This window comes from Aeribacillus sp. FSL K6-3256 (assembly GCF_037965805.1).
Taxonomy (GTDB): Bacteria; Bacillota; Bacilli; order Bacillales; family Aeribacillaceae; genus Aeribacillus; species Aeribacillus composti.
Genome location: NZ_CP150188.1, coordinates 2,895,871 through 2,913,517, shown reverse-complemented (window position 1 = coordinate 2,913,517; position 17,647 = coordinate 2,895,871). Strand labels below are relative to the sequence as shown.

19 protein-coding genes are annotated in these 17,647 nt (G+C 37.6%); 8 read left to right on the top strand and 11 right to left on the bottom strand.

The annotated features are described in order from the left end of the window. The first annotated feature begins 273 nt into the window (after positions 1-273). Entirely contained in the window at positions 274-468 is a 195-nt protein-coding gene (locus NSQ84_RS14005) for a hypothetical protein (RefSeq protein ID WP_311066419.1), read from the top strand. 204 nt (positions 469-672) lie between these two features. On the opposite strand, the gene NSQ84_RS14000 is transcribed toward NSQ84_RS14005, so the two are convergent. After that, positions 673-858: a YhzD family protein gene (locus NSQ84_RS14000; RefSeq protein ID WP_130158916.1), complete on the bottom strand. Its 186-nt coding sequence runs from the start codon at positions 856-858 to the stop codon at positions 673-675. Between the two features lie 179 nt (positions 859-1,037). Between NSQ84_RS14000 and NSQ84_RS13995 the strand changes: the two genes are divergently transcribed. The 4 genes from NSQ84_RS13995 to NSQ84_RS13980 all read left to right on the top strand — a co-directional run bounded on the left by NSQ84_RS13995 (position 1,038) and on the right by NSQ84_RS13980 (position 6,557). Continuing rightward, a complete protein-coding gene (locus NSQ84_RS13995) occupies positions 1,038-2,276 on the top strand; it encodes a DNA repair exonuclease (protein WP_165381992.1) in 1,239 nt (412 codons plus the stop codon). Positions 2,277-2,289: 13 nt separating this feature from the next. Beyond that, entirely contained in the window at positions 2,290-5,268 is a 2,979-nt protein-coding gene (locus tag NSQ84_RS13990; protein ID WP_327873351.1) for an AAA family ATPase, read from the top strand. 80 nt (positions 5,269-5,348) lie between these two features. Further along, on the top strand, positions 5,349-6,293 hold the full coding sequence (yhaM, locus tag NSQ84_RS13985; protein ID WP_066248928.1) for a 3'-5' exoribonuclease YhaM: 945 nt from the start codon (positions 5,349-5,351) through the stop codon (positions 6,291-6,293). Between the two features lie 69 nt (positions 6,294-6,362). After that, positions 6,363-6,557 (top strand): sporulation YhaL family protein, encoded by a 195-nt coding sequence (locus tag NSQ84_RS13980; RefSeq protein WP_063387307.1) that lies wholly within the window; start codon positions 6,363-6,365, stop codon positions 6,555-6,557. 272 nt (positions 6,558-6,829) lie between these two features. Here the strand turns inward: NSQ84_RS13980 and NSQ84_RS13975 are convergent, their stop codons facing one another. After that, the gene (locus NSQ84_RS13975) at positions 6,830-7,666 is read right to left on the bottom strand and encodes a peptidylprolyl isomerase (protein ID WP_094244627.1); all 837 of its coding nucleotides are present in this window, start codon (positions 7,664-7,666) and stop codon (positions 6,830-6,832) included. Between the two features lie 209 nt (positions 7,667-7,875). Between NSQ84_RS13975 and NSQ84_RS13970 the strand changes: the two genes are divergently transcribed. Then, entirely contained in the window at positions 7,876-7,962 is an 87-nt protein-coding gene (locus NSQ84_RS13970; RefSeq protein ID WP_063387309.1) for a YjcZ family sporulation protein, read from the top strand. 63 nt (positions 7,963-8,025) lie between these two features. On the opposite strand, the gene NSQ84_RS13965 is transcribed toward NSQ84_RS13970, so the two are convergent. Continuing rightward, entirely contained in the window at positions 8,026-8,205 is a 180-nt protein-coding gene (locus NSQ84_RS13965; protein WP_066248923.1) for a hypothetical protein, read from the bottom strand. 123 nt (positions 8,206-8,328) lie between these two features. Here NSQ84_RS13965 and NSQ84_RS13960 point away from each other — a divergent pair, with 123 nt between their 5' ends. Then, positions 8,329-8,667 carry a DUF1878 family protein gene (locus NSQ84_RS13960; protein ID WP_144597108.1) on the top strand — a complete coding sequence of 113 codons (339 nt, stop codon included), beginning with the start codon at positions 8,329-8,331 and terminating at the stop codon, positions 8,665-8,667. On the opposite strand, the gene NSQ84_RS13955 is transcribed toward NSQ84_RS13960, so the two are convergent. The 5 genes from NSQ84_RS13955 to NSQ84_RS13935 all read right to left on the bottom strand — a co-directional run bounded on the left by NSQ84_RS13955 (position 8,651) and on the right by NSQ84_RS13935 (position 12,476). Next, complete coding sequence (locus NSQ84_RS13955; RefSeq protein WP_066248920.1) at positions 8,651-9,253, bottom strand: HTH-type transcriptional regulator Hpr; 603 nt, start codon at positions 9,251-9,253, stop codon at positions 8,651-8,653. The genes NSQ84_RS13960 and NSQ84_RS13955 overlap by 17 nt on opposite strands. A gap of 295 nt (positions 9,254-9,548) precedes the next feature. Next, positions 9,549-9,914, bottom strand: a complete 366-nt coding sequence (locus tag NSQ84_RS13950) for a hypothetical protein (protein WP_063387312.1) — start codon at positions 9,912-9,914, stop codon at positions 9,549-9,551. 319 nt (positions 9,915-10,233) lie between these two features. Further along, positions 10,234-10,761: a tryptophan transporter gene (locus NSQ84_RS13945; RefSeq protein ID WP_063387314.1), complete on the bottom strand. Its 528-nt coding sequence runs from the start codon at positions 10,759-10,761 to the stop codon at positions 10,234-10,236. 82 nt (positions 10,762-10,843) lie between these two features. Further along, on the bottom strand, positions 10,844-11,923 hold the full coding sequence (serC, locus tag NSQ84_RS13940; RefSeq protein ID WP_063387315.1) for a 3-phosphoserine/phosphohydroxythreonine transaminase: 1,080 nt from the start codon (positions 11,921-11,923) through the stop codon (positions 10,844-10,846). A gap of 130 nt (positions 11,924-12,053) precedes the next feature. Next, complete coding sequence (locus tag NSQ84_RS13935; RefSeq protein ID WP_063387316.1) at positions 12,054-12,476, bottom strand: HIT family protein; 423 nt, start codon at positions 12,474-12,476, stop codon at positions 12,054-12,056. 202 nt (positions 12,477-12,678) lie between these two features. Between NSQ84_RS13935 and NSQ84_RS13930 the strand changes: the two genes are divergently transcribed. Further along, positions 12,679-14,505, top strand: a complete 1,827-nt coding sequence (locus NSQ84_RS13930; RefSeq protein ID WP_339211999.1) for an IS1182 family transposase — start codon at positions 12,679-12,681, stop codon at positions 14,503-14,505. Positions 14,506-15,037: 532 nt separating this feature from the next. Here the strand turns inward: NSQ84_RS13930 and NSQ84_RS13925 are convergent. The 3 genes from NSQ84_RS13925 to NSQ84_RS13915 form a co-directional block, all read right to left on the bottom strand. After that, positions 15,038-16,249: an ABC transporter permease gene (locus NSQ84_RS13925; protein ID WP_066248913.1), complete on the bottom strand. Its 1,212-nt coding sequence runs from the start codon at positions 16,247-16,249 to the stop codon at positions 15,038-15,040. After that, complete coding sequence (locus NSQ84_RS13920; protein ID WP_327873350.1) at positions 16,233-16,982, bottom strand: ABC transporter ATP-binding protein; 750 nt, start codon at positions 16,980-16,982, stop codon at positions 16,233-16,235. Before NSQ84_RS13920 ends, NSQ84_RS13925 begins: the two co-directional genes overlap by 17 nt. Positions 16,983-17,093: 111 nt before the next feature. Further along, entirely contained in the window at positions 17,094-17,600 is a 507-nt protein-coding gene (locus NSQ84_RS13915; RefSeq protein WP_327873349.1) for an antibiotic biosynthesis monooxygenase, read from the bottom strand. Positions 17,601-17,647: the final 47 nt, after the last annotated feature.

The window sequence follows — 17,647 nt, the reverse complement described above, 5'->3', positions numbered from 1 at the left end:
TATTTCCCTAAAAACACTTTAGAACAAATTTTAATAGATGAGATCGCGAGACTTAATCATAAAAGCGATTGCGCCATTAGCCTGCAACAAACGTAGCCGGCAGACTTCAGACAAAACATACAAAAGCAAGTAGAGAAATACGAGCTATTCTCTACTTGCTTTTATTTTTAGGACTTCTTGGACAGCCTCTGATAAATCTGTTTCATCATGTTAGCTTTAAATTAATGGGATGATATTGAAGGGGGCTCTGTGAACAAAATGGGAGATAATAAGATGTTCATCATAATTGGAATAGTCGGTCTTTTAGCTATTACTTTTTCAAATTTAGTTCTTAAACATGATGTCGTCGCGACCATTATTAGCATTGTTGTGATCGGGATTTTAGTGAGCTCCAGAACCAAAATCATCCTAATTTTTGAGAGGCAGTTTTGGAAAGAAAAATGCCCCCCACAAAATGCAGGGGACTAGGAAAAAACTGATTTTAGATGCCCACTACAATTTTTCCACACGGGTAAATGGCTAAAAAGCGTCATATCCATTTAGATATTTTAAATTAGCCTCATAAAATTTGGGGAGCAGGATGAATATAGCGGGCGGCTTATGCCGCGCAGTATTTTTGTTGTGAAAGACTTCCCCTGTCATTGTTTTGTGGACTGTCAATCCTGTTAAGTTTTAGCGATGAAATAAAACAAGCCGGCCAGAAGAAGTAACTAAGCGATGCGCGGTATTTAAACATTGATGCTCCTTCAATATTTCTGAACCGATTTCTTTTGCCTCTTGTTCTGAATTTGCTTCAAACTTTTCATTTAAAAACAGTTCTCCTTTGTTTGTAAACGCAGTTAAAAAATATGTCGGCATTTCAAACATCCTCCTTTTTTAAAAAATATATTTCTTTTTCCTGAAAAAAAATCCTTTCAGCTTTTTTTAAAAAATTTTTTGGCAGGGGCCCGGGTACCGGGATGTATTTTTTCACATTAAAATGATATAATATGGAAAAGCAAACGTACGTTCCGGAAACGAGTGAAAAGAGGGAGACTATGACTCGCCGCATAACATTTATACATACGGCAGATTTGCATTTAGATAGTCCGTTCACAGGGCTTGAGCATTTGCCGGAAAGCATCTTTAAAAGAATTCAAGAAAGTACTTTTACGGCATTTGAACGTGTAATTGAACTGGCGGCAAAAGAAAAAGTCGATTTTATACTGATCGCAGGAGATTTGTATGATGACGAAGACCGCAGTTTGAAAGCCCAGTTGAGATTAAAGAAACAGTTTGAACGGCTCAATGAAGAAGGCATCCAAGTTTTTATTATTTTTGGAAATCATGATCATACAGGAGGTAATTGGGTTCATATTCAATGGCCTGAAAACGTTCATATTTTTTCCGATCGTGATGTAGAATGTATACCGTTTGTCCGCGACGGAAAGGTTTTAGCCAACATTTACGGCTACAGCTATCCGACTCGTTCGGTTACAGAAAATATTGTCTATAAATTTCAAAAAAGAAGCGAAGCGCCGCTTCATATCGGTCTTCTTCACGGCACCGCGTCAGGGACGGAAGGACATGAGCCGTATTGTCCTTTTACGATTCAAAATTTATTGGAAAAAGATTTTGATTATTGGGCTTTAGGACATATACATAAACGGCAAATTTTACATCGTTCCGACCCTCCGATTATTTATCCGGGAAATATTCAAGGCCGCCATAAAAAAGAAACGGGAGAAAAGGGAGTGTATCTTGTAGAATTAGCAGAAGGCGGGAAAAGCGCGTACCGATTTGTGCCGGTATTTGACATACTTTGGAATGAAATCAAGCTCTCTGTAAATGAAATAGCTGCTGTTAGCGAGCTATATGATCATATTCGAGCGGTAAAGGAACAGCAGAGACGAAATGGCTCGGCTCTTTTGACAATTATGCTAGATGGAGCTTCATCATTGTTTTGGGATCTTATGGATCAGGATCATTTGGATGAGCTTGCGCAAATATTGAATGAAGAGGAAGAAGGAAAGAACGAATTCGTTTGGATTGTTTCCATTCAACATCAAATCGTGCCGAGCGACGACTTTTTCTCCTCCTCTTACATTTCGAAAGATTTTGAACAAATTTTGGATCATTTTCATCAATTTGACGAAGCGATGGAGCCTTTATATAAAAATCGTTTATTTCGGCGTTTCTTTCAATCTTTCACAGAAAATGAAAAAGAAGAATTGATAAAAGAAGCGAAAACAATGATTTATTATGAGCTGTTTAAGCAAGAATGGAAGCGGTCGTAAAAAAGGTGATAAGATGAAAATAAAAGAACTGCATATTTATGGCTACGGAAAATTTGCAGATAAAAAAATTTCATTTTCGGATCATGGCATACAAGTCATTTACGGTTTAAATGAAGCCGGAAAATCGACGCTGATGTCTTTTATCCATAGCATGCTGTTCGGATTTCCCGTTAAACAGCATCCGGATAAACGGTTCGAACCAAAAACGGGCGGAAAATACGGCGGGGCATTAATCATCGAATGTGAAAATTTCGGAACAGTAAAAGTGGAGCGCGTAAAAGGGAGAGCCGCAGCGGGGGATGTAACTCTTTATTTCCAGGATGGACGGACAGGAGGGGATAAAGAGCTGGCTGAAATTTTAAAAGGAACCGACAGACCAACATATCAAGCGATTTTTTCCTTTGATTTATTCGGGTTGCAAAAAGTGTATGAGCTGAATCGTGAGAAGCTGGGAAAATATTTATTTTTAACAAGTGTATTCGGGTCTGATCAGTTATATCGTTTAGAGGAGAAACTGCAGAGAGAGCAGGAGGATTTGTTTAAACCGAACGGACGAAAACCGTTGCTGAACAGATCGTTAAATGAACTGATGGAGGACTTTGCAGAACTGCAACATGCAAAAGAACAGCAGCGCGCTTACAATTTTTTGATCAAAGAAAGGGACAGCTTAGAGAAGCAGCTGAAGGACTGCCAGAACGAGAAGGTGACGCTGAAAACAGAACGGAAAAAAGTGGAAAAACAAATAGCAGTTCTTCCCCTTTTGGAAAGACGGAAAGAATGCTTGCAGCTGTTAAAAGATTTTCCTGACGGCATTCAATTCCCGGAGGACGGGTTTGTTCGGCTGGAAAAGCTTTCGGCAAGAAGAGACGAAGTTTTAGAACAGCTGGGAAGGGTGCAGGAAAAAGAAAAGGGGATCGAGGATTCCTTATCAGCCTTGAAGATCGACGGCCGTCCAGCTGACGAGACAATATTTGAGGAATTAAAAAGCCAATTTCCCCTCATCCAAAAACAATTAGAAGAGCAAAAACTTTTCATTGTTCAACAACAAATGATGGAAGGACAGATTCATGAGGAGCTCATCTATATTTTCGGCCATCAAGATGAAAATGCTATAAAAAAAATCGACACATCTGTTCGCATGAAGGAAAAAATAAAGGATGCTGCGAAGAAATATGAACAATTATTTCAAAGAAAAAAGCTTCTCGATGAACAATATGAGCGTGCCCAATATTCGCTGGAAGAATGTGAGCGCCGCATAAAAGAATACGAATCTTTTCTGCTTGATCCATCTGAAAGGGAAAGATTAATAGAGGAGCAGTCAGCCATAGAACAAGAAATGGCGCAAACGGCCGACAAACATTATTTAAAAGAGCAGATTGCCCAGTTAAAAGCAAAAATCAATGAAAGAGAAAAAAAGAATCGGGAAAAATTAAAAAAATGGAAAATTCTCACTGTATCTTTGCTATCTGTTTTTGCGTTTGCCATTGTTCTTTCGTTCGTTTATAAGAATTGGCTGTTTTTAACAGCGTTTCTTCCTTTCATCATTGTTTTCTTTTTCTTCCGTCCACAGGATGATGAGCTGTTAAAGCATTTACAAAATGAGCATGGACAGCTTGTGAAAAAACTTGATAAACAAAATGATTCCCGAATCTTGGAAAGAACGTTGCGTTTGAAGCATATTAAGGAAATATTATGGAAGGATCAGCAAGTCCGCCAAAAAATTGAGATCGAGAAGATGAATTATAAAGGTAAAGAACAAGCTTATGAACGGATTCTTTCGTTATATGACGAATGGGAACATGAAAAGTATCAATTGCAACATTTAATTTTCCCGTTTTATGAACATTTTCATCTTCCGAAAGAAGCCGAAGGATCACAATTGCTTGAGCAGTTTGAACGCATCGCAAGCTGTCAAAAGCTGATAAGAGAAAAAAGAATGTTAGAGGAAAAAGTTCGTTTGTATGAAGAAAACTTAAATCAGTTTAGAAAAAAGTTTGATCCTTTGTGTGAATATTATAACATTCGTGCCGACTCAATTGAGAAACGCTATTCAGAACTGAGAAGAATAATGGAAGAAAATATAAAGAAACGATCGCAAAAAGAGGCATTGATGAAGCAGCTAAAAGAGGTTCAAGAGGAAAAAACAAAATTTCGTTTGACCTTTCAAAGCATTGAAAGAGAATTAGAGAAGCTGTTTCAGTCAGTCGGAGCAGCAAGCGAGGAAGAATATAGAAAAATAGGAATGCTCAAAAAAGAGAGAGAAAAAATCGAAACCGAATTAAACTGGATTGAAGGGCAGCTGCGAACGAAAGGATTATTGACATCAAGCGATATGAACGATTATCAAAATGAGAGGGCTTTGAAAGAGCGAGAAACATTTCTTGAGGAAAAAGAAGAAGAACTCGAAAAAATGGAGGATTCTATCCGGAAGAAATTAGCGGAAACAGAAATAGAGATTAGAAAAATAGAACTATCAGGTCTATATTCTGAGTTGAAATATTCGTTTGAAATGAAGCGTTCTGTAGCAAAAAAGCTTGCGAAAAAATGGGCGGCAATGGCAGTGGCAAGAGAGATGCTGAAACATACGACGAATTATGTTCGAAATGAAAAAATGCCGAAGTTGTTGCATAAAATGGAATATTTTTTCCGAATAGCAACGTCTGGGGAATACGAAAACATTTATCTGGCGGAGGGTTCGCCTTCTTTCTCAGTGAAAAGGAAAGACGGGCTTATTTTTACGGCTGAAGAACTGAGTCAAGGAACAGCTGAACAACTGTACACGGCGATCCGGTTTGCGCTGGCAGAAAGCATGCAAAAGAGAATTCATCTTCCATTAATGATCGATGACAGCTTTGTGAATTTTGACCATTTGCGCATAAAAAATATTGTGAGTATTATGAGACAGCTGTCGGATCATCATCAAATGCTGCTGTTTACTTGCCATCAGCATATATTATCTTACTTTCAAGACGAAGAAATCATTTACTTATAAAATATATTTGTTAGACCGTCGCACATTTGGTTCGTATGCTATACTATAAGTTACGAGGCGGAAAGTGGAAGGAGAATACGATGGCTAAAGGAATTATTCATTACAATGTTGGGGAGCAGGTAGATCTTTTTTTGCTGATAAAATCAGTAACAAAAGGTATTGCAAGCAATGGAAAACCTTTTTTAACGTTAATTTTGCAAGACCGTTCCGGGGAAATTGAAGCAAAACTATGGGATGTGAGCAAAGAAGATGAAGAAAATTATCTGCCTCAACAGATTGTTAAAATATTTGGCGATATCCATCATTACAGGGGAAGAAATCAACTGAAAATCCGCAACATCCGATTGGCAGAGCCGCATGAAAATTTAAATGTACAGGATTTTGTAGAAAGAGCGCCATTATCTCAAGAAGAAATGGTTGAAAAAATTACGAAGTACATATTTGAAATGAAAAATCCAAACATTCAACGGATAACAAGATTCTTGATGAACAAGCATCAAAGCGCTTTTCTCTTATATCCGGCGGCGACGAAAAACCATCATGAATATGTATCAGGCCTTGCCTATCATGTTGTTTCCATGCTTGATCTTGCCAAAGCGATTGCTGACTTTTATCCGAGTTTAGACAAGGATTTATTATATGCCGGGGTCATACTTCATGATCTTGGCAAAGTAATTGAGCTGTCGGGCCCCATTTCCACTTCTTATACAGTTGAAGGGAATTTGCTTGGGCATATTTCCATCATGGTAAACGAAATTGGAGAAGCAGCGAAGGAACTTGGGATTTCCGGCGAAGAGGTCGTCATTTTGCAGCATATGGTATTGAGCCATCACGGGAAACCGGAATGGGGAAGTCCGAAAATGCCGATGGTTAAGGAAGCGGAAATTCTCCATCATATTGATAATATCGATGCAAAAATGAACATGCTGGACCGGGCGCTTGAACGAGTCAAGCCGGGAGAATTTACGGAACGGATTTTCGCTCTGGACAATCGCTCATTCTATAAACCGTCATTTCATCGATAGAGAATCATAATATAGAGCCCCTTGCATAAAATGAAATAAAAAAGCTTGTCTATGCAAGGAGGAGATGGAATGACGTTTCTGCCGTGGTGGGTATATTTATGTATTGTTGGAATTATTTTTAGTGCATATATGGCATATAAAACAGCTAAAAAAGACAAAGAAATAGAAGAAATTTTTATTGAGCGGGAAGGAAATGTATATATCGAAAGAATGAAAAAAGAAAAAGAAAAGCGAGCGAAAGAAAAGATGACATCTGCAAATTAGAAACAAAATTGTGTCAGCTTTTCTACTATGCTTTCAATTTCCTCTATCCGACCAGCGGGAGCGCGACGATTTTCGGAAAAACATCATCAAACAGTCAAAAGACATCAGACAAAACGTGAGCTGCTTTAATCCGGATAAAAAGATCCATTGTCAACCCGGCAAAGCTGGTGCAGGTTGATAAAAAAACATTTATATACGCTGTCATGTTTTGAATGCTAAAAAGGGGGGACGAAGCTTTGCTTTTAGTCCCCCTTTCTTCTATATGCCATATGTTAATTTTGGGTTTCAAACAAATCTTTTAGATCTTTGTCGTTTACTTTTACATCTGCGTTTTTAATTGCTTTGTCAATAGCTTCCTGCATCAATGACGGATCAGATATTTTCTGTTTTTTGACATCTTCTTTCAGGCTGTCTTTCATTTCTTCGAATGGTTTTACCGTCTGAGTGATTTTAATAATGTGGTAACCGTATTCTGTTTTAACAGGGTCGCTGATTTCTCCTTCTTTTAATTTAAATGCCACATTTTCAAATTCTTTCACCATCTGGCCTTTGCCAAACCATCCAAGATCTCCGCCGTTGGAGGCAGATCCGTCGATCGAATATTCTTTTGCCAAATCCTCAAATTTTTCGCCTTTATCAAGTTTTTCTTTTACTTCTTTCGCTGTTTTTTCATCTTCCACTAAAATGTGGCTGGCGCGTACTTTTCCTTTCAATGAATCATAATATTCTTTTAAATCTTTATCTGTAATTTTAATATTCGCTTCTGTTGCCTTCTTGCGTAGCAAGTCGACCTTCACGATTTGTCTCAAAACCTTGTCTCCGTATTGCTGAGCAATTAAATCGTACTGGGAGCCGTACTGCTGTTTCATTTTTTCGAGCTCTTCATCAATTTCTTTGTCGGAGACTTTAAATTTTTCGCTTAATACTTTTTCATGCACAAGTTCTTGTAAAACATCTTTACCAAAACGGTTTTTCAATGCTTCATAAAATTCGTCCTTCGTAATATCTCCGGCTTTTGTTTCAACGACCGCATCATTTGCACCGTTTGAACATGCATTCAAAGCGAATAAGCTGGCCGTTGCGATAACCGCTAATGCAAATTTTTTCATACTTTACAACTCCTACCTTTTTTTGTCTATCTAAAACAAATATACTCACATTTTGACATGAAACTATATGATTTGCAACTGTTTGTCCAAGTAATGGAAAAATCGTTTCGAATTTGGGTTAAGAAAATTCCAGTAAGAAGGACAAATGCCTATGCGAAAAAAAGAACAGTGCATACGATAACGTAAAGACACAAAAAGGGGGTGTCGTGATGAGCGGAGGATATGGTGGAGGCTTTGCGTTAATCGTTGTATTGTTCATCTTACTAATTATTGTTGGTGCTGCTTGGATCTATTAATGGTTTCAAAAAAGTCGGCAGAAGAGGTTTTCTGCCGGCTTTTTTAATGAAGTAAAAAAACTTTTAAGTAAAGGAAATTTCTATGTATGATGAAATTAGTAAAATGGTAATTAAGACATTAATGGTGCGGAATACGTTTGACTGTTTTTCTTCAGGGAGTTCACGAATGGAACAAAGAGCAGTTGTCAGTTTGTTTATATAAAATAGAATGAAGACGGCAAAAATGATAAAATATAATAGCATTTGAAATCCCCCCTTCCATTCATACCTATTACAATATCAAAATAATGACAAAAAAGATAGGGTTATGGGAAATTTTTGGGGAGTTTTCAGCCCCCATTATGAACCGAAGAAAGATGTGATGGAATGAAAGATTTAGAAAGAAGACTGGAAACTCTAGAATATTATATGTCTTTGTTTATGAAAATGATGAATATTGAAATGTATCCTTTCTACAAGCTCGTGATGGAAAAAGGGCTTATGAAGGAGGAAATAGAAGAGGTTTTTCGCATATGCGATGAATTAGCAAAGGAGCATGAGGAGCAAAAAGCGCAAGGATTTGTATATTTTGAAAATCTTCTTACGCTTTTTGCCGGACAGCTGACGCCAAAGCTGGATGTCAATGAAACGATCGATGCCCTTTATTTACAAGGGCTGTATACTGAATTAATGAAAGACTTAAAACGAACTATTGATTCACTGTAGTTTTTAAATAAGAATGTTCCTCCACATCTTTCTTTTTCTTGATTTTTCCGTCTTCAATGACAAAGTCATTTTCGATATTATTGAATGAGCGTTCAAAAATTGTCATGAAATCGTCTCCGTAAATGTTTCGGATAATTGCTGTAATTTCGATCATTTCAGGAAATTTTCCGTATAGATTTTGCAGCGGAAGCGCGCCTTTCAGAACGGTGTTTTTGGATGGATCATAATCTTCAAGAAGCTTAAGCAGCACTTCCTCTCCTTTTTCTGTTAATTGTATGTAAGTATTTCTTTTATCATTTTCTTTTTTGGAAAATTTTAAATAACCGCGTTCTTCTAATTTTTTCGAAAAGTTGAATGCCGTCGATACGTGCATGACCCCAAATTTTGCGATTTCTGAGATCGAGGCTCCTTTTAAATGATAGGCGATCCATAATATATGATGTTCATTGATGTTTAAATCATATGGTTTAATCCAGCGCTGCCAATCCTTTTCAATGGATTTCCAAAGCGCTTTGCTTAGCTGAGCGACACGCTGGCTGAACAGAAGTGCATCTTTTATCGTATAGCTGTCGAGCGATCTCTTCAATTTTTCCACCTACTTTGTATAATACTAACATTTTTAATATCTTCTATTATGCCAATAAAATAAAGATTTATAAAGATGTAATTTACGAAATTTTTAAATAAATAGTGAAACACTAAAAATAGTACACATAGAAGCGGTAATAAATTTTGCGAAGAATGATGAGAACGATCAAGATTTTCTATACTGTAACAATTTTTCATGATTATAAATTATAGCAAAAAAGAATTGACACCCTGCCAATTCTTTGACATGCTTAATATTTTTAATTGTAAAAGGCTTCCGCAAACTTGAAGCGTCAGTTTCTTTCTTTTTTGATTTGATCTTCTAGCTCTGTTAATTTATCTTTAATCTCTTTTACATGCAGCTCCAAATTTTTTTTATTCGGATCAATTTCCATCTGCCATGCTTGAATGGACCGATTGACATCTGCAGCGACTTCTTTAGCAATTTGCAAGCCTTCTTTCGCTGATTGTGCGATTTGCTTTTTTAACGATTTCCCATCAGATTTCAAGTCTCCAAATATGTTTTCAAGCTTATGCAAATTGCATCTGGTTTTTTTTAAAACATTGCCGTTCCTCGCTTGAGCCGTAATCAGTGCAGCTGCTCCGGCAACAACACCGCCGACGAAAAATCCATATAGAAAAGATTTGCCTTTTGACATTTTTACCACTCCTATAGTTCCTTGTTTTCAAAATCCGTCAATAAAAACATAGCCTTAGTTGAAGATGCATAAACTAAAAGTAAGGGAGGGAAATTATGGCGGGTGTTATTTTTTTATTTTTTATCATTAGCATGTTGTTTCTTGTAGGAGCTTTTTATAATTTGAAGTTAGCCAATTCTGCGAGTTCATATCCTCCAAAACATCTTCTGAAAAAGAGGGCGTCAGTTTTAGCGATTGGCGGATTAACGTCACTTTTAATAGCTTTTCTTCTTTATTATATACAATAATAAAACCCGATCATAGATCGGGTCAATCTGTTTTATTTATTTTCTGATAGAACGTTAGAACGTTTAAGAATGCTTTCAACAATGGGATAAATAATCACCATTGCAATTGTATTGATAACTGTTGCCGGCAATACAACCGCAAGGAACAATGCAGTAAATCCGGCGCCTCCTGGGAGACCTACAAGTAAGAGCGCTGCTAAAAGAAACACTGTGCCGGAAATTAATGTTCCTATGACTGTTAAAATTCCCGCCCTTGCTATTGCTTGTTTGAGTGGTTTTAAGGCTAGAAATAGAAAATATATTAAAAATGCCGTCAAAATTTTATCAATAATATTCGGAACGAGTCCGCCGGGAAAACTGGTTGTCAATCCGGATAATATGCCAGTTGCAATGCCCAGCAGACCGGCGTTTGTCATCCCAGGAAACAAGAAAATTCCTAAAAACATCATCAACAGCATCATATCCGGCTTCATCCCGTTAAATATGGGCGGCACAATCGCATGAAGAGCAACGCCGATGGCGACAAATAAAGATAAAATGACTAATTCTTTCGTTCTCATCTCTAAACTCTCCTCTTCTGTTCTCATCTTTAATAAACTTTCCACTATTATAGCGTATGATCGTTAAAGTTAGGATAGGCTTTTAATGTTTTTTTCTGAATTCTTTCATAAACTGGGCGAGCTTTTCACATGCTTCAATCGTTACCGCATTATAAATGGATGCACGGCAGCCACCGACAGAACGATGACCGGATAGACCTATTAATCGATTTTCTTTTGCCTCTTGAACAAACGCTTTTGTCAATTCATCAGACGGCAGCGTAAATGTTACGTTCATGAATGAACGGCTTTCTTTTTCTGCATGTCCTTTGTAAAAGCCATCGCTTTCGTCTATAGCGTTATATAATATTTGAGCTTTTTGTTTGTTTCTGCGTTCAATTTCAGCTACTCCGCCTTGTTCTTTTACCCATTCCAACACTAGAGAAAGCATGTAAATGGCAAAGGTCGGTGGAGTGTTATATAAAGAGTTTTTGCTTGCATGTGTTTGATAGCTCAAAATAGTTGGTACATTTTTATTTGCTTTTTCAATTAGATCTTTTTTAATGATGACAACAGTGACTCCGGAAGGTCCTAGATTTTTTTGCGCCCCTGCGTAAATGAGATCGAACTGTTCGATATTCAGCTCTCTGCTCAAAATATCGCTGGACATATCCGCAATCAGCGGTGCATTCGTGCTTGGGAACTCATGCCATTGCGTCCCAAAAATTGTGTTGTTTGACGTAATATGCAAATACGCAGCATTTTGGAGCGAATTTGCCTCGAATTGTTTTGGGATGTGTGTGTAATTTGACTCTTTGCTTGATGCCAACACATTTGTTTCACCAAATTTTTTTGCTTCGCTTAACGCTTTTTCAGACCATGCTCCGCTTAAAATATAATAGGCGATATTTTCATTATTCAAAAAATTCATCGGGATCATGGCAAATTGCAGACTTGCCCCGCCTTGTAAAAATAACACATCATACGAATCAGGGATATTAAGCAATTCTTTCAATAAGCTCTTGGCATTATTGTGAACCTCATCATACGCCTGGCTCCGATGGCTCAGCTCCATGACGGACATGCCTGTATGATTGAAATTCAACAGCTCGCCTTGAGCTTTTTGTAATACTTCGACTGGTATAGCTGCTGGTCCTGCATTAAAATTGTATACTCGATCCACGATTCGTCCTCCTTTTAACACATTTATAAAAACATCCTATCATGAAAAAAGGAGAGGGGAAATAAAAAATTTTGTGTCGGTTAGAAAACAGTAAGGATCCTGTTGTTAGGATCCTTTAGCCGTTTATTTTTTATTGCAATCCGCCTTTTATTGTTTCAGCAAGCTGTGCAAGATCTTCTGGAGTATAATCATTTTGATGGGATTTCCATACTATGCCTAAACCATCTTCTTTTCCGTGTCGAGGAATTATGTGCATATGGTAATGAAACACTGTTTGACCGGCTTCTTCGCCATTGTTATTGATTAAATTTAATCCTTTTGGATTCAATTGTTTTTTTACCGCCTTTGCGACCTTCGTAACAGCTTCAAAAAAGTTTCTTGAGATGTCAGGTGTGAGCTCGAAAACGTTTTCTTTATGTACTTTTGGGATGACGAGTGTATGTCCTTTCGTTACCTGCATAATATCCATAAAAGCTAAAACGTGTTCATCCTCGTATACTTTTGCACAAGGAATTTCTCCGTTAATAATTTTACAAAAAATGCAATCGCTCATAATGACACTCCCCGCAATTTTTTTCTTTATTTTACCACGTGTTGAAAATGAAAGAAAACATAAAAGGGGCTGTCCAAAAAGTCAGGGTAACTGACTTTTTGGAGCCCCTCATTTTTTCACTTTTTAAAAAAAATGCACAAAAAAATCGTCCTTTCTAGTAAAATGAAGTTACCACACAACATTACAGAAAGGACGATTTTTTATGAGCAATCAAATGATTACTCGTGAAAATTATAACACACAAATGACACTTCCTCTAGATGGAAAAGAAGAAAAAACTCCTGCCAAAAGAAATTTAGCCCCTACTTTCAAACCATATGACAACCGTCAAGTTCAAATGATTTATGATATTGAATCTCTTATACCCGAACATCACGTGGCACGTGTCGTGGACGAAATGGTGGAGGCGATACCAGATAAACAATTGTTTTCTCATTATAAAGGCGGCGGCAGAAGTTCCTATCATCCCAAAATGATGCTGAAAATCATTCTGTATGCTTATTCTCAAAAGGTTTATTCCTGCCGAGGAATCGAAAAACTCGTTAAAGAAAATATTCCTGCCATGTGGCTTTCAGCGATGCAACAACCAGATTTTCGCACCATTAATGAGTTCCGAGGGGAACGGATGAAAGCTTTCATGGATGAGCTCTTTGAAGTCATGATTCTCAAATTGATAAAAGAACATTACATCACGATGGAAAACTACTTTTTGGATGGCACTAAGATCGAAGCCAATGCCAATAAGTATTCTTTTGTGTGGAAAAAATCCACTTTGAAATTCGAAGAGAAATTAAAAGAAAAAATCCAAGAAACACTAAAGCACATTCATGAATTAACCCAATTAGAAGCCGGAACAGGGCAAAAGGAAAGCGATCAACATACAGAGATCACCGAACAAAACATGGAGGAAATCGCAAAAGAAATAGAAGAAAAAGTTGAAACGCTAACGGAAGAAATCGAAAAGGAGACCGATACATCCATTCGGAAAGAGAAGCGAAAAAAACGCAGTCAATTAAAGAAATCGGTGAAACAAATTCGTGAAGATTTCCTGCCCCGAATGGCAAGATACAAGGAACAAAAGGAAATGTTCGGTGACCGTAACAGCTACTCGAAAACAGACAAAGACGCAACCTTCATGCGCATGAAAGAAGACCATATGAAAAACGGTCAGCTCAAGCCCGGATACAACGTGCAAATGGGGACAGAGAATCAGTTTATCTTGTTTTATACCATTCATCAACGACCGACCGATACACGTTGCTTTATCCCACATATGGAGAAGCTAGCCTCCAGTTCATTACCGATGCCCAAAACGGTCATTGCGGATGCAGGCTATGGTAGTGAAGAAAACTATGTATATGCAGTTGGTGATGAGAAAGAGCCCCGTTTTGAGTTTCTAATTCCTTATGGGAGCTATGTAAAAGAACAAACACGTACATACAAAAAAGACATTAAAAATGCCAAAAACTGGACCTATTGTGAAGAGGATGATTGTTTTATTTGCCCGAATGGAAGGAGAGTAACGTTTAAAAAATACCAAAACAAAAAGAATCCATCTGGCTATGAACAAAGCTTCAAAATATACGAATGTGAAGATTGTACCGATTGCCCATTGAAAGCGAAATGCACAAAAGCGAAGGGAAATCGTCAAGTTCACTGGAATCCCATCTTCGAAGAAATGAAAGCAAAGGCCAAAACAGCCCTTGAATGTGAAGAGAAAGCCGCCATCTACGCTCGACGCAAAGTCGAGGCAGAAAGTGTGTTCGGTCACATCAAGGGCAATCGGTCGTTCCGCAGATTTTCTTTGCGGGGCCTCGACAAGGTACATGTTGAGTTTGGGATTGTGGCATTAGCCCACAACATACTGAAAGTAGCCGGCATCCGCCAGCTACTTTCAGATAAAAATCGAAAAAATATAAAAGCAAGTGGAGAGAAACGAATTGTTTTTCTCCACTTGCTTCATTTTAGGGACTTATCGGACAGCCCCTTGAAGAGGGGTTTCAATGCACATGTTAAAAAAGCGATTTAAAAGTGTCTTTCGTCAACACCCCATTTTCAAATAATGAATGGTATTCCTTTTTGACACTTTAAACTTTTGTTAGAACACGACATGAAAAAATTTTAATGACAAACATCTGTTAAAGTGTGTTGTCACCCTCTTCAGTCAATAGCATACCCACTAATTTATTTTTTATGTTGTGTAAAATAAAAAAATTGAGCGTTTTTTGATGATAAATATGAAAAGGCGTTTAACGCCTCGGGAAAAAAATTGGCGGCATAAGCAAAAAGCGTTAAGTCAAAAAAACCGCTCGCTCTAAAAAAACAATCCGGCGCCGTAAGAGAAAATTGGCTTTGTGAAATGTTTTTAGCATTCGCAGCCATCTGCCAAAACAGGTTGCTTGGAAAATGAACGCTTTTCCTCACGGTTCAAATGAAAAAGAGCTTCCTGTTGAAAATAAATTAGGACGCTTCCTTAAATGCCATAAAGTTTATTCAAACCGTCCATGAAAAACGATAAAAAACAGATGTCCAAGAAGATTCTTCCGTTCCGTTCCATTCCTTTATCGTGCCAAAAACTTTCCCGAAAAGTACATATAAACAAAAATATATGCAAATAACGCATTGACTGCCAGCTGGACGCCGACAAATAAAATATTCGTTTGCGTTAATAAAACAATGGTAAGAACGGCTAGCTCAATGAAAAGAATGGTAAAAAGAAGGCGTAAAAAGCTTTTTTTCTTTACATTTTGTGGAACTGGATATAAGTCAGCGATAAAAAGAGCATCATAATGCTTGTATAAGCTCGTTAATTGAATTCCGGTTAGGAAGAGAACAGCTGCCGGCAAAATGATGCAAGATACAAGTGACAAAGGCAAAAAGATGCTGACAATAACGCCGATCATCAATAAGCGGATAAACAATCCGAAATAATCTCCTGAACGAATGAAGGATCTGGAAAACATATATAAAAATACATTTGATTGCTTGTAAGGGATGAAAGACAAAATCCAGTCCATCCATTTCCGTCTTTTTGCTTCAGCCTTCAGTTTCGGCACATCAGTAAACATATTGGCCAATCTATAAAATGATTGCAATTTGCGATTTTCCTGCAAAATTAAAAATTCCCACTGCAGCGTTTTGTTCCTCGTTATCTTGAAGAAATAAATGGTTACCAATGCCATCATGCCGTAAATAAACAGGGACAGCATGCTTTCCTTAACAGCCAAATAAATTACCGTGAAATTGACAGCATATCGGACAAACTTATCCATTATCTGGGATAACCGCTCCGGAAAATGGGTCATTTTCCATTGAATCCACAAATTCCAATATTTAATAACCGTAAGCTGGAAGATAAGGAATAAATAGTTGATGCCTTCACCTTCACCGCTTTGAAAATATAAAGGTGCAAGAATGATTAGGCATACGATCATTTGGACAGTCTGAAGGATATAGCTGTATATAAAAGCACGCTGAAAATAATGGTTTAATCCTTTTTCCATAGGCAGTAAAAAGATGATGTCAGGTTCTTTTAACAACGTGCGCACTTGCGAAAAAGTTACCGTTAATGCTAACAAGAGTGCCATTAAGAATGCTGATGGAAAATGAGGTGGGAGTTGATCAAGCCATTGCTGATACGCATAGGCTCCTCCGCCTAATAAAAACATAATCACTAAAAGCAGATGATCGTTCAGCATATAACGCAAGTATGTTTGTGTTTCTTTTATATGTGCTGCCAAACGGGCAGGCCAAATATCATTGATTGATCTCATCGTCTTGCTCCTTTGTCAGCCGAATATAAAGATCGTCCAATGTTGCACCAGGCATATTGAATTGCTCCTGCAGCACAAGTTTAGTTCCTTGAGCCCGGACGGTTCCGTTGTGCAAAATCACAAAAGTGTCACAAAACCGTTCTGCATTTGCTAAAATGTGGGTTGACATTAAAATGCCAGCACCTTGTTTTTTCGCCTGATTCATGAGATCAAGCAGGGCGTGAATGGCTAACGGATCCAGCCCGACAAACGGTTCATCAATTATGTAAAGGGATGGCTGAACTAAAAAAGCGCACATAATCATGACCTTTTGTTTCATCCCTTTAGAAAAATGTGCCGGAAACCATTTCAACTGCTTTTCCATTCGAAATGTTTTTAAAAGAGGATCGAGCCGCTCGTTAAATGTCTCTTCACTGATCCCGTGCGCCATAGCCATCAATTGCAAATGCTCAAATAACGTCATTTCTTCGTATAAAATAGGGGTTTCAGGAACAAAACTAAATTGCTTTCGATATTGCACCGGATCTTCCTGAAATGTTTTGCCGTTAATTTTAATAGTCCCGTCACTTGGCTCCATCAAACCGATGATATGCTTGATCGTTGTGCTTTTCCCCGCACCGTTTAATCCAATTAAACCGACCATTTCATTTTCGTTTACAGTGAATGAAACATTTTTTAAAACAGGCTTATTTGTGTACCCGCCGGTAATCTGATCTACTGATAATAAAGTCATATTTTCCGCCTCTCCCCTTTATTTTTTTAAAATTAAATGAGGCTTGATGTATTTAGCCGTTTCAACTATTTTTGCATGTTTTGATCCATTCTTCTCTCTTTCCATTTTAAATCATTCCTTCTCATCTTTTACAATATAATATTTCTTTACTCGGGGTGGAGAAGGAAAAATGAGTTTATCGCTCATCCCTAAAGCTTTTTTAAAGTGGTTAGCAAAAGCTTCGTTTTGCTCCCATTTGTTAAAATCTTGTTCTGTCTCCCATAAAGTGAAAATGATATAAGTGTTTTTGAAAAGAGGGCGGAGAACTCTTAAGGCAACAAAGCCCGAATGGCTTTCAATGAATCGAGATAGCTCTTTAAATTGCTGTTCAAATAGAGGTTTTCCTTCATCTGTAACAGATATATAGGTAAACACCGCAAACCCTCCATCGCTGCAGATGCTTCCTCTTTTATCAATAATTTCATATTTTTTGGGTTCTTTAAAAATTGTTGTTCCTTTTGTTTCATGCATAAGGACGGCGCTTTCACCGTCATGCATGAATAACATGCATTCTGCTAGATTATTTTTTTTGATTTTGCTTAAATATTCAATAGTGCCGAAAGCTATATAAACATTCATAACAGTCACCTCGCACGAAAATCACTTGACAATTTGCGAAAAAAGTT

Bases quoted from the DNA above. Each gene is read 5' to 3' on its own strand.
- NSQ84_RS13995 (WP_165381992.1), top strand. From the start codon at position 1,038: ATGACTCGCCGCATAACATTTATACATACGGCAGATTTGCATTTAGAT.
- NSQ84_RS13965 (WP_066248923.1), bottom strand. From the start codon at position 8,205: ATGCTATTATATTTTATCATTTTTGCCGTCTTCATTCTATTTTATATA.
- NSQ84_RS13960 (WP_144597108.1), top strand. From the start codon at position 8,329: ATGAAAGATTTAGAAAGAAGACTGGAAACTCTAGAATATTATATGTCT.
- NSQ84_RS13925 (WP_066248913.1), bottom strand. From the start codon at position 16,249: ATGAGATCAATCAATGATATTTGGCCTGCCCGTTTGGCAGCACATATA.
- NSQ84_RS13915 (WP_327873349.1), bottom strand. From the start codon at position 17,600: ATGAATGTTTATATAGCTTTCGGCACTATTGAATATTTAAGCAAAATC.
- NSQ84_RS13975 (WP_094244627.1), bottom strand. From the start codon at position 7,666: ATGAAAAAATTTGCATTAGCGGTTATCGCAACGGCCAGCTTATTCGCT.
- NSQ84_RS13920 (WP_327873350.1), bottom strand. From the start codon at position 16,982: ATGACTTTATTATCAGTAGATCAGATTACCGGCGGGTACACAAATAAG.
- NSQ84_RS13945 (WP_063387314.1), bottom strand. From the start codon at position 10,761: ATGAGAACGAAAGAATTAGTCATTTTATCTTTATTTGTCGCCATCGGC.
- yhaM (WP_066248928.1), top strand. From the start codon at position 5,349: ATGGCTAAAGGAATTATTCATTACAATGTTGGGGAGCAGGTAGATCTT.
- NSQ84_RS13980 (WP_063387307.1), top strand. From the start codon at position 6,363: ATGACGTTTCTGCCGTGGTGGGTATATTTATGTATTGTTGGAATTATT.
- NSQ84_RS13970 (WP_063387309.1), top strand. From the start codon at position 7,876: ATGAGCGGAGGATATGGTGGAGGCTTTGCGTTAATCGTTGTATTGTTC.
- NSQ84_RS13930 (WP_339211999.1), top strand. From the start codon at position 12,679: ATGAGCAATCAAATGATTACTCGTGAAAATTATAACACACAAATGACA.
- NSQ84_RS13990 (WP_327873351.1), top strand. From the start codon at position 2,290: ATGAAAATAAAAGAACTGCATATTTATGGCTACGGAAAATTTGCAGAT.
- NSQ84_RS14000 (WP_130158916.1), bottom strand. From the start codon at position 858: ATGCCGACATATTTTTTAACTGCGTTTACAAACAAAGGAGAACTGTTT.
- NSQ84_RS13935 (WP_063387316.1), bottom strand. From the start codon at position 12,476: ATGAGCGATTGCATTTTTTGTAAAATTATTAACGGAGAAATTCCTTGT.
- NSQ84_RS13950 (WP_063387312.1), bottom strand. From the start codon at position 9,914: ATGTCAAAAGGCAAATCTTTTCTATATGGATTTTTCGTCGGCGGTGTT.
- NSQ84_RS14005 (WP_311066419.1), top strand. From the start codon at position 274: ATGTTCATCATAATTGGAATAGTCGGTCTTTTAGCTATTACTTTTTCA.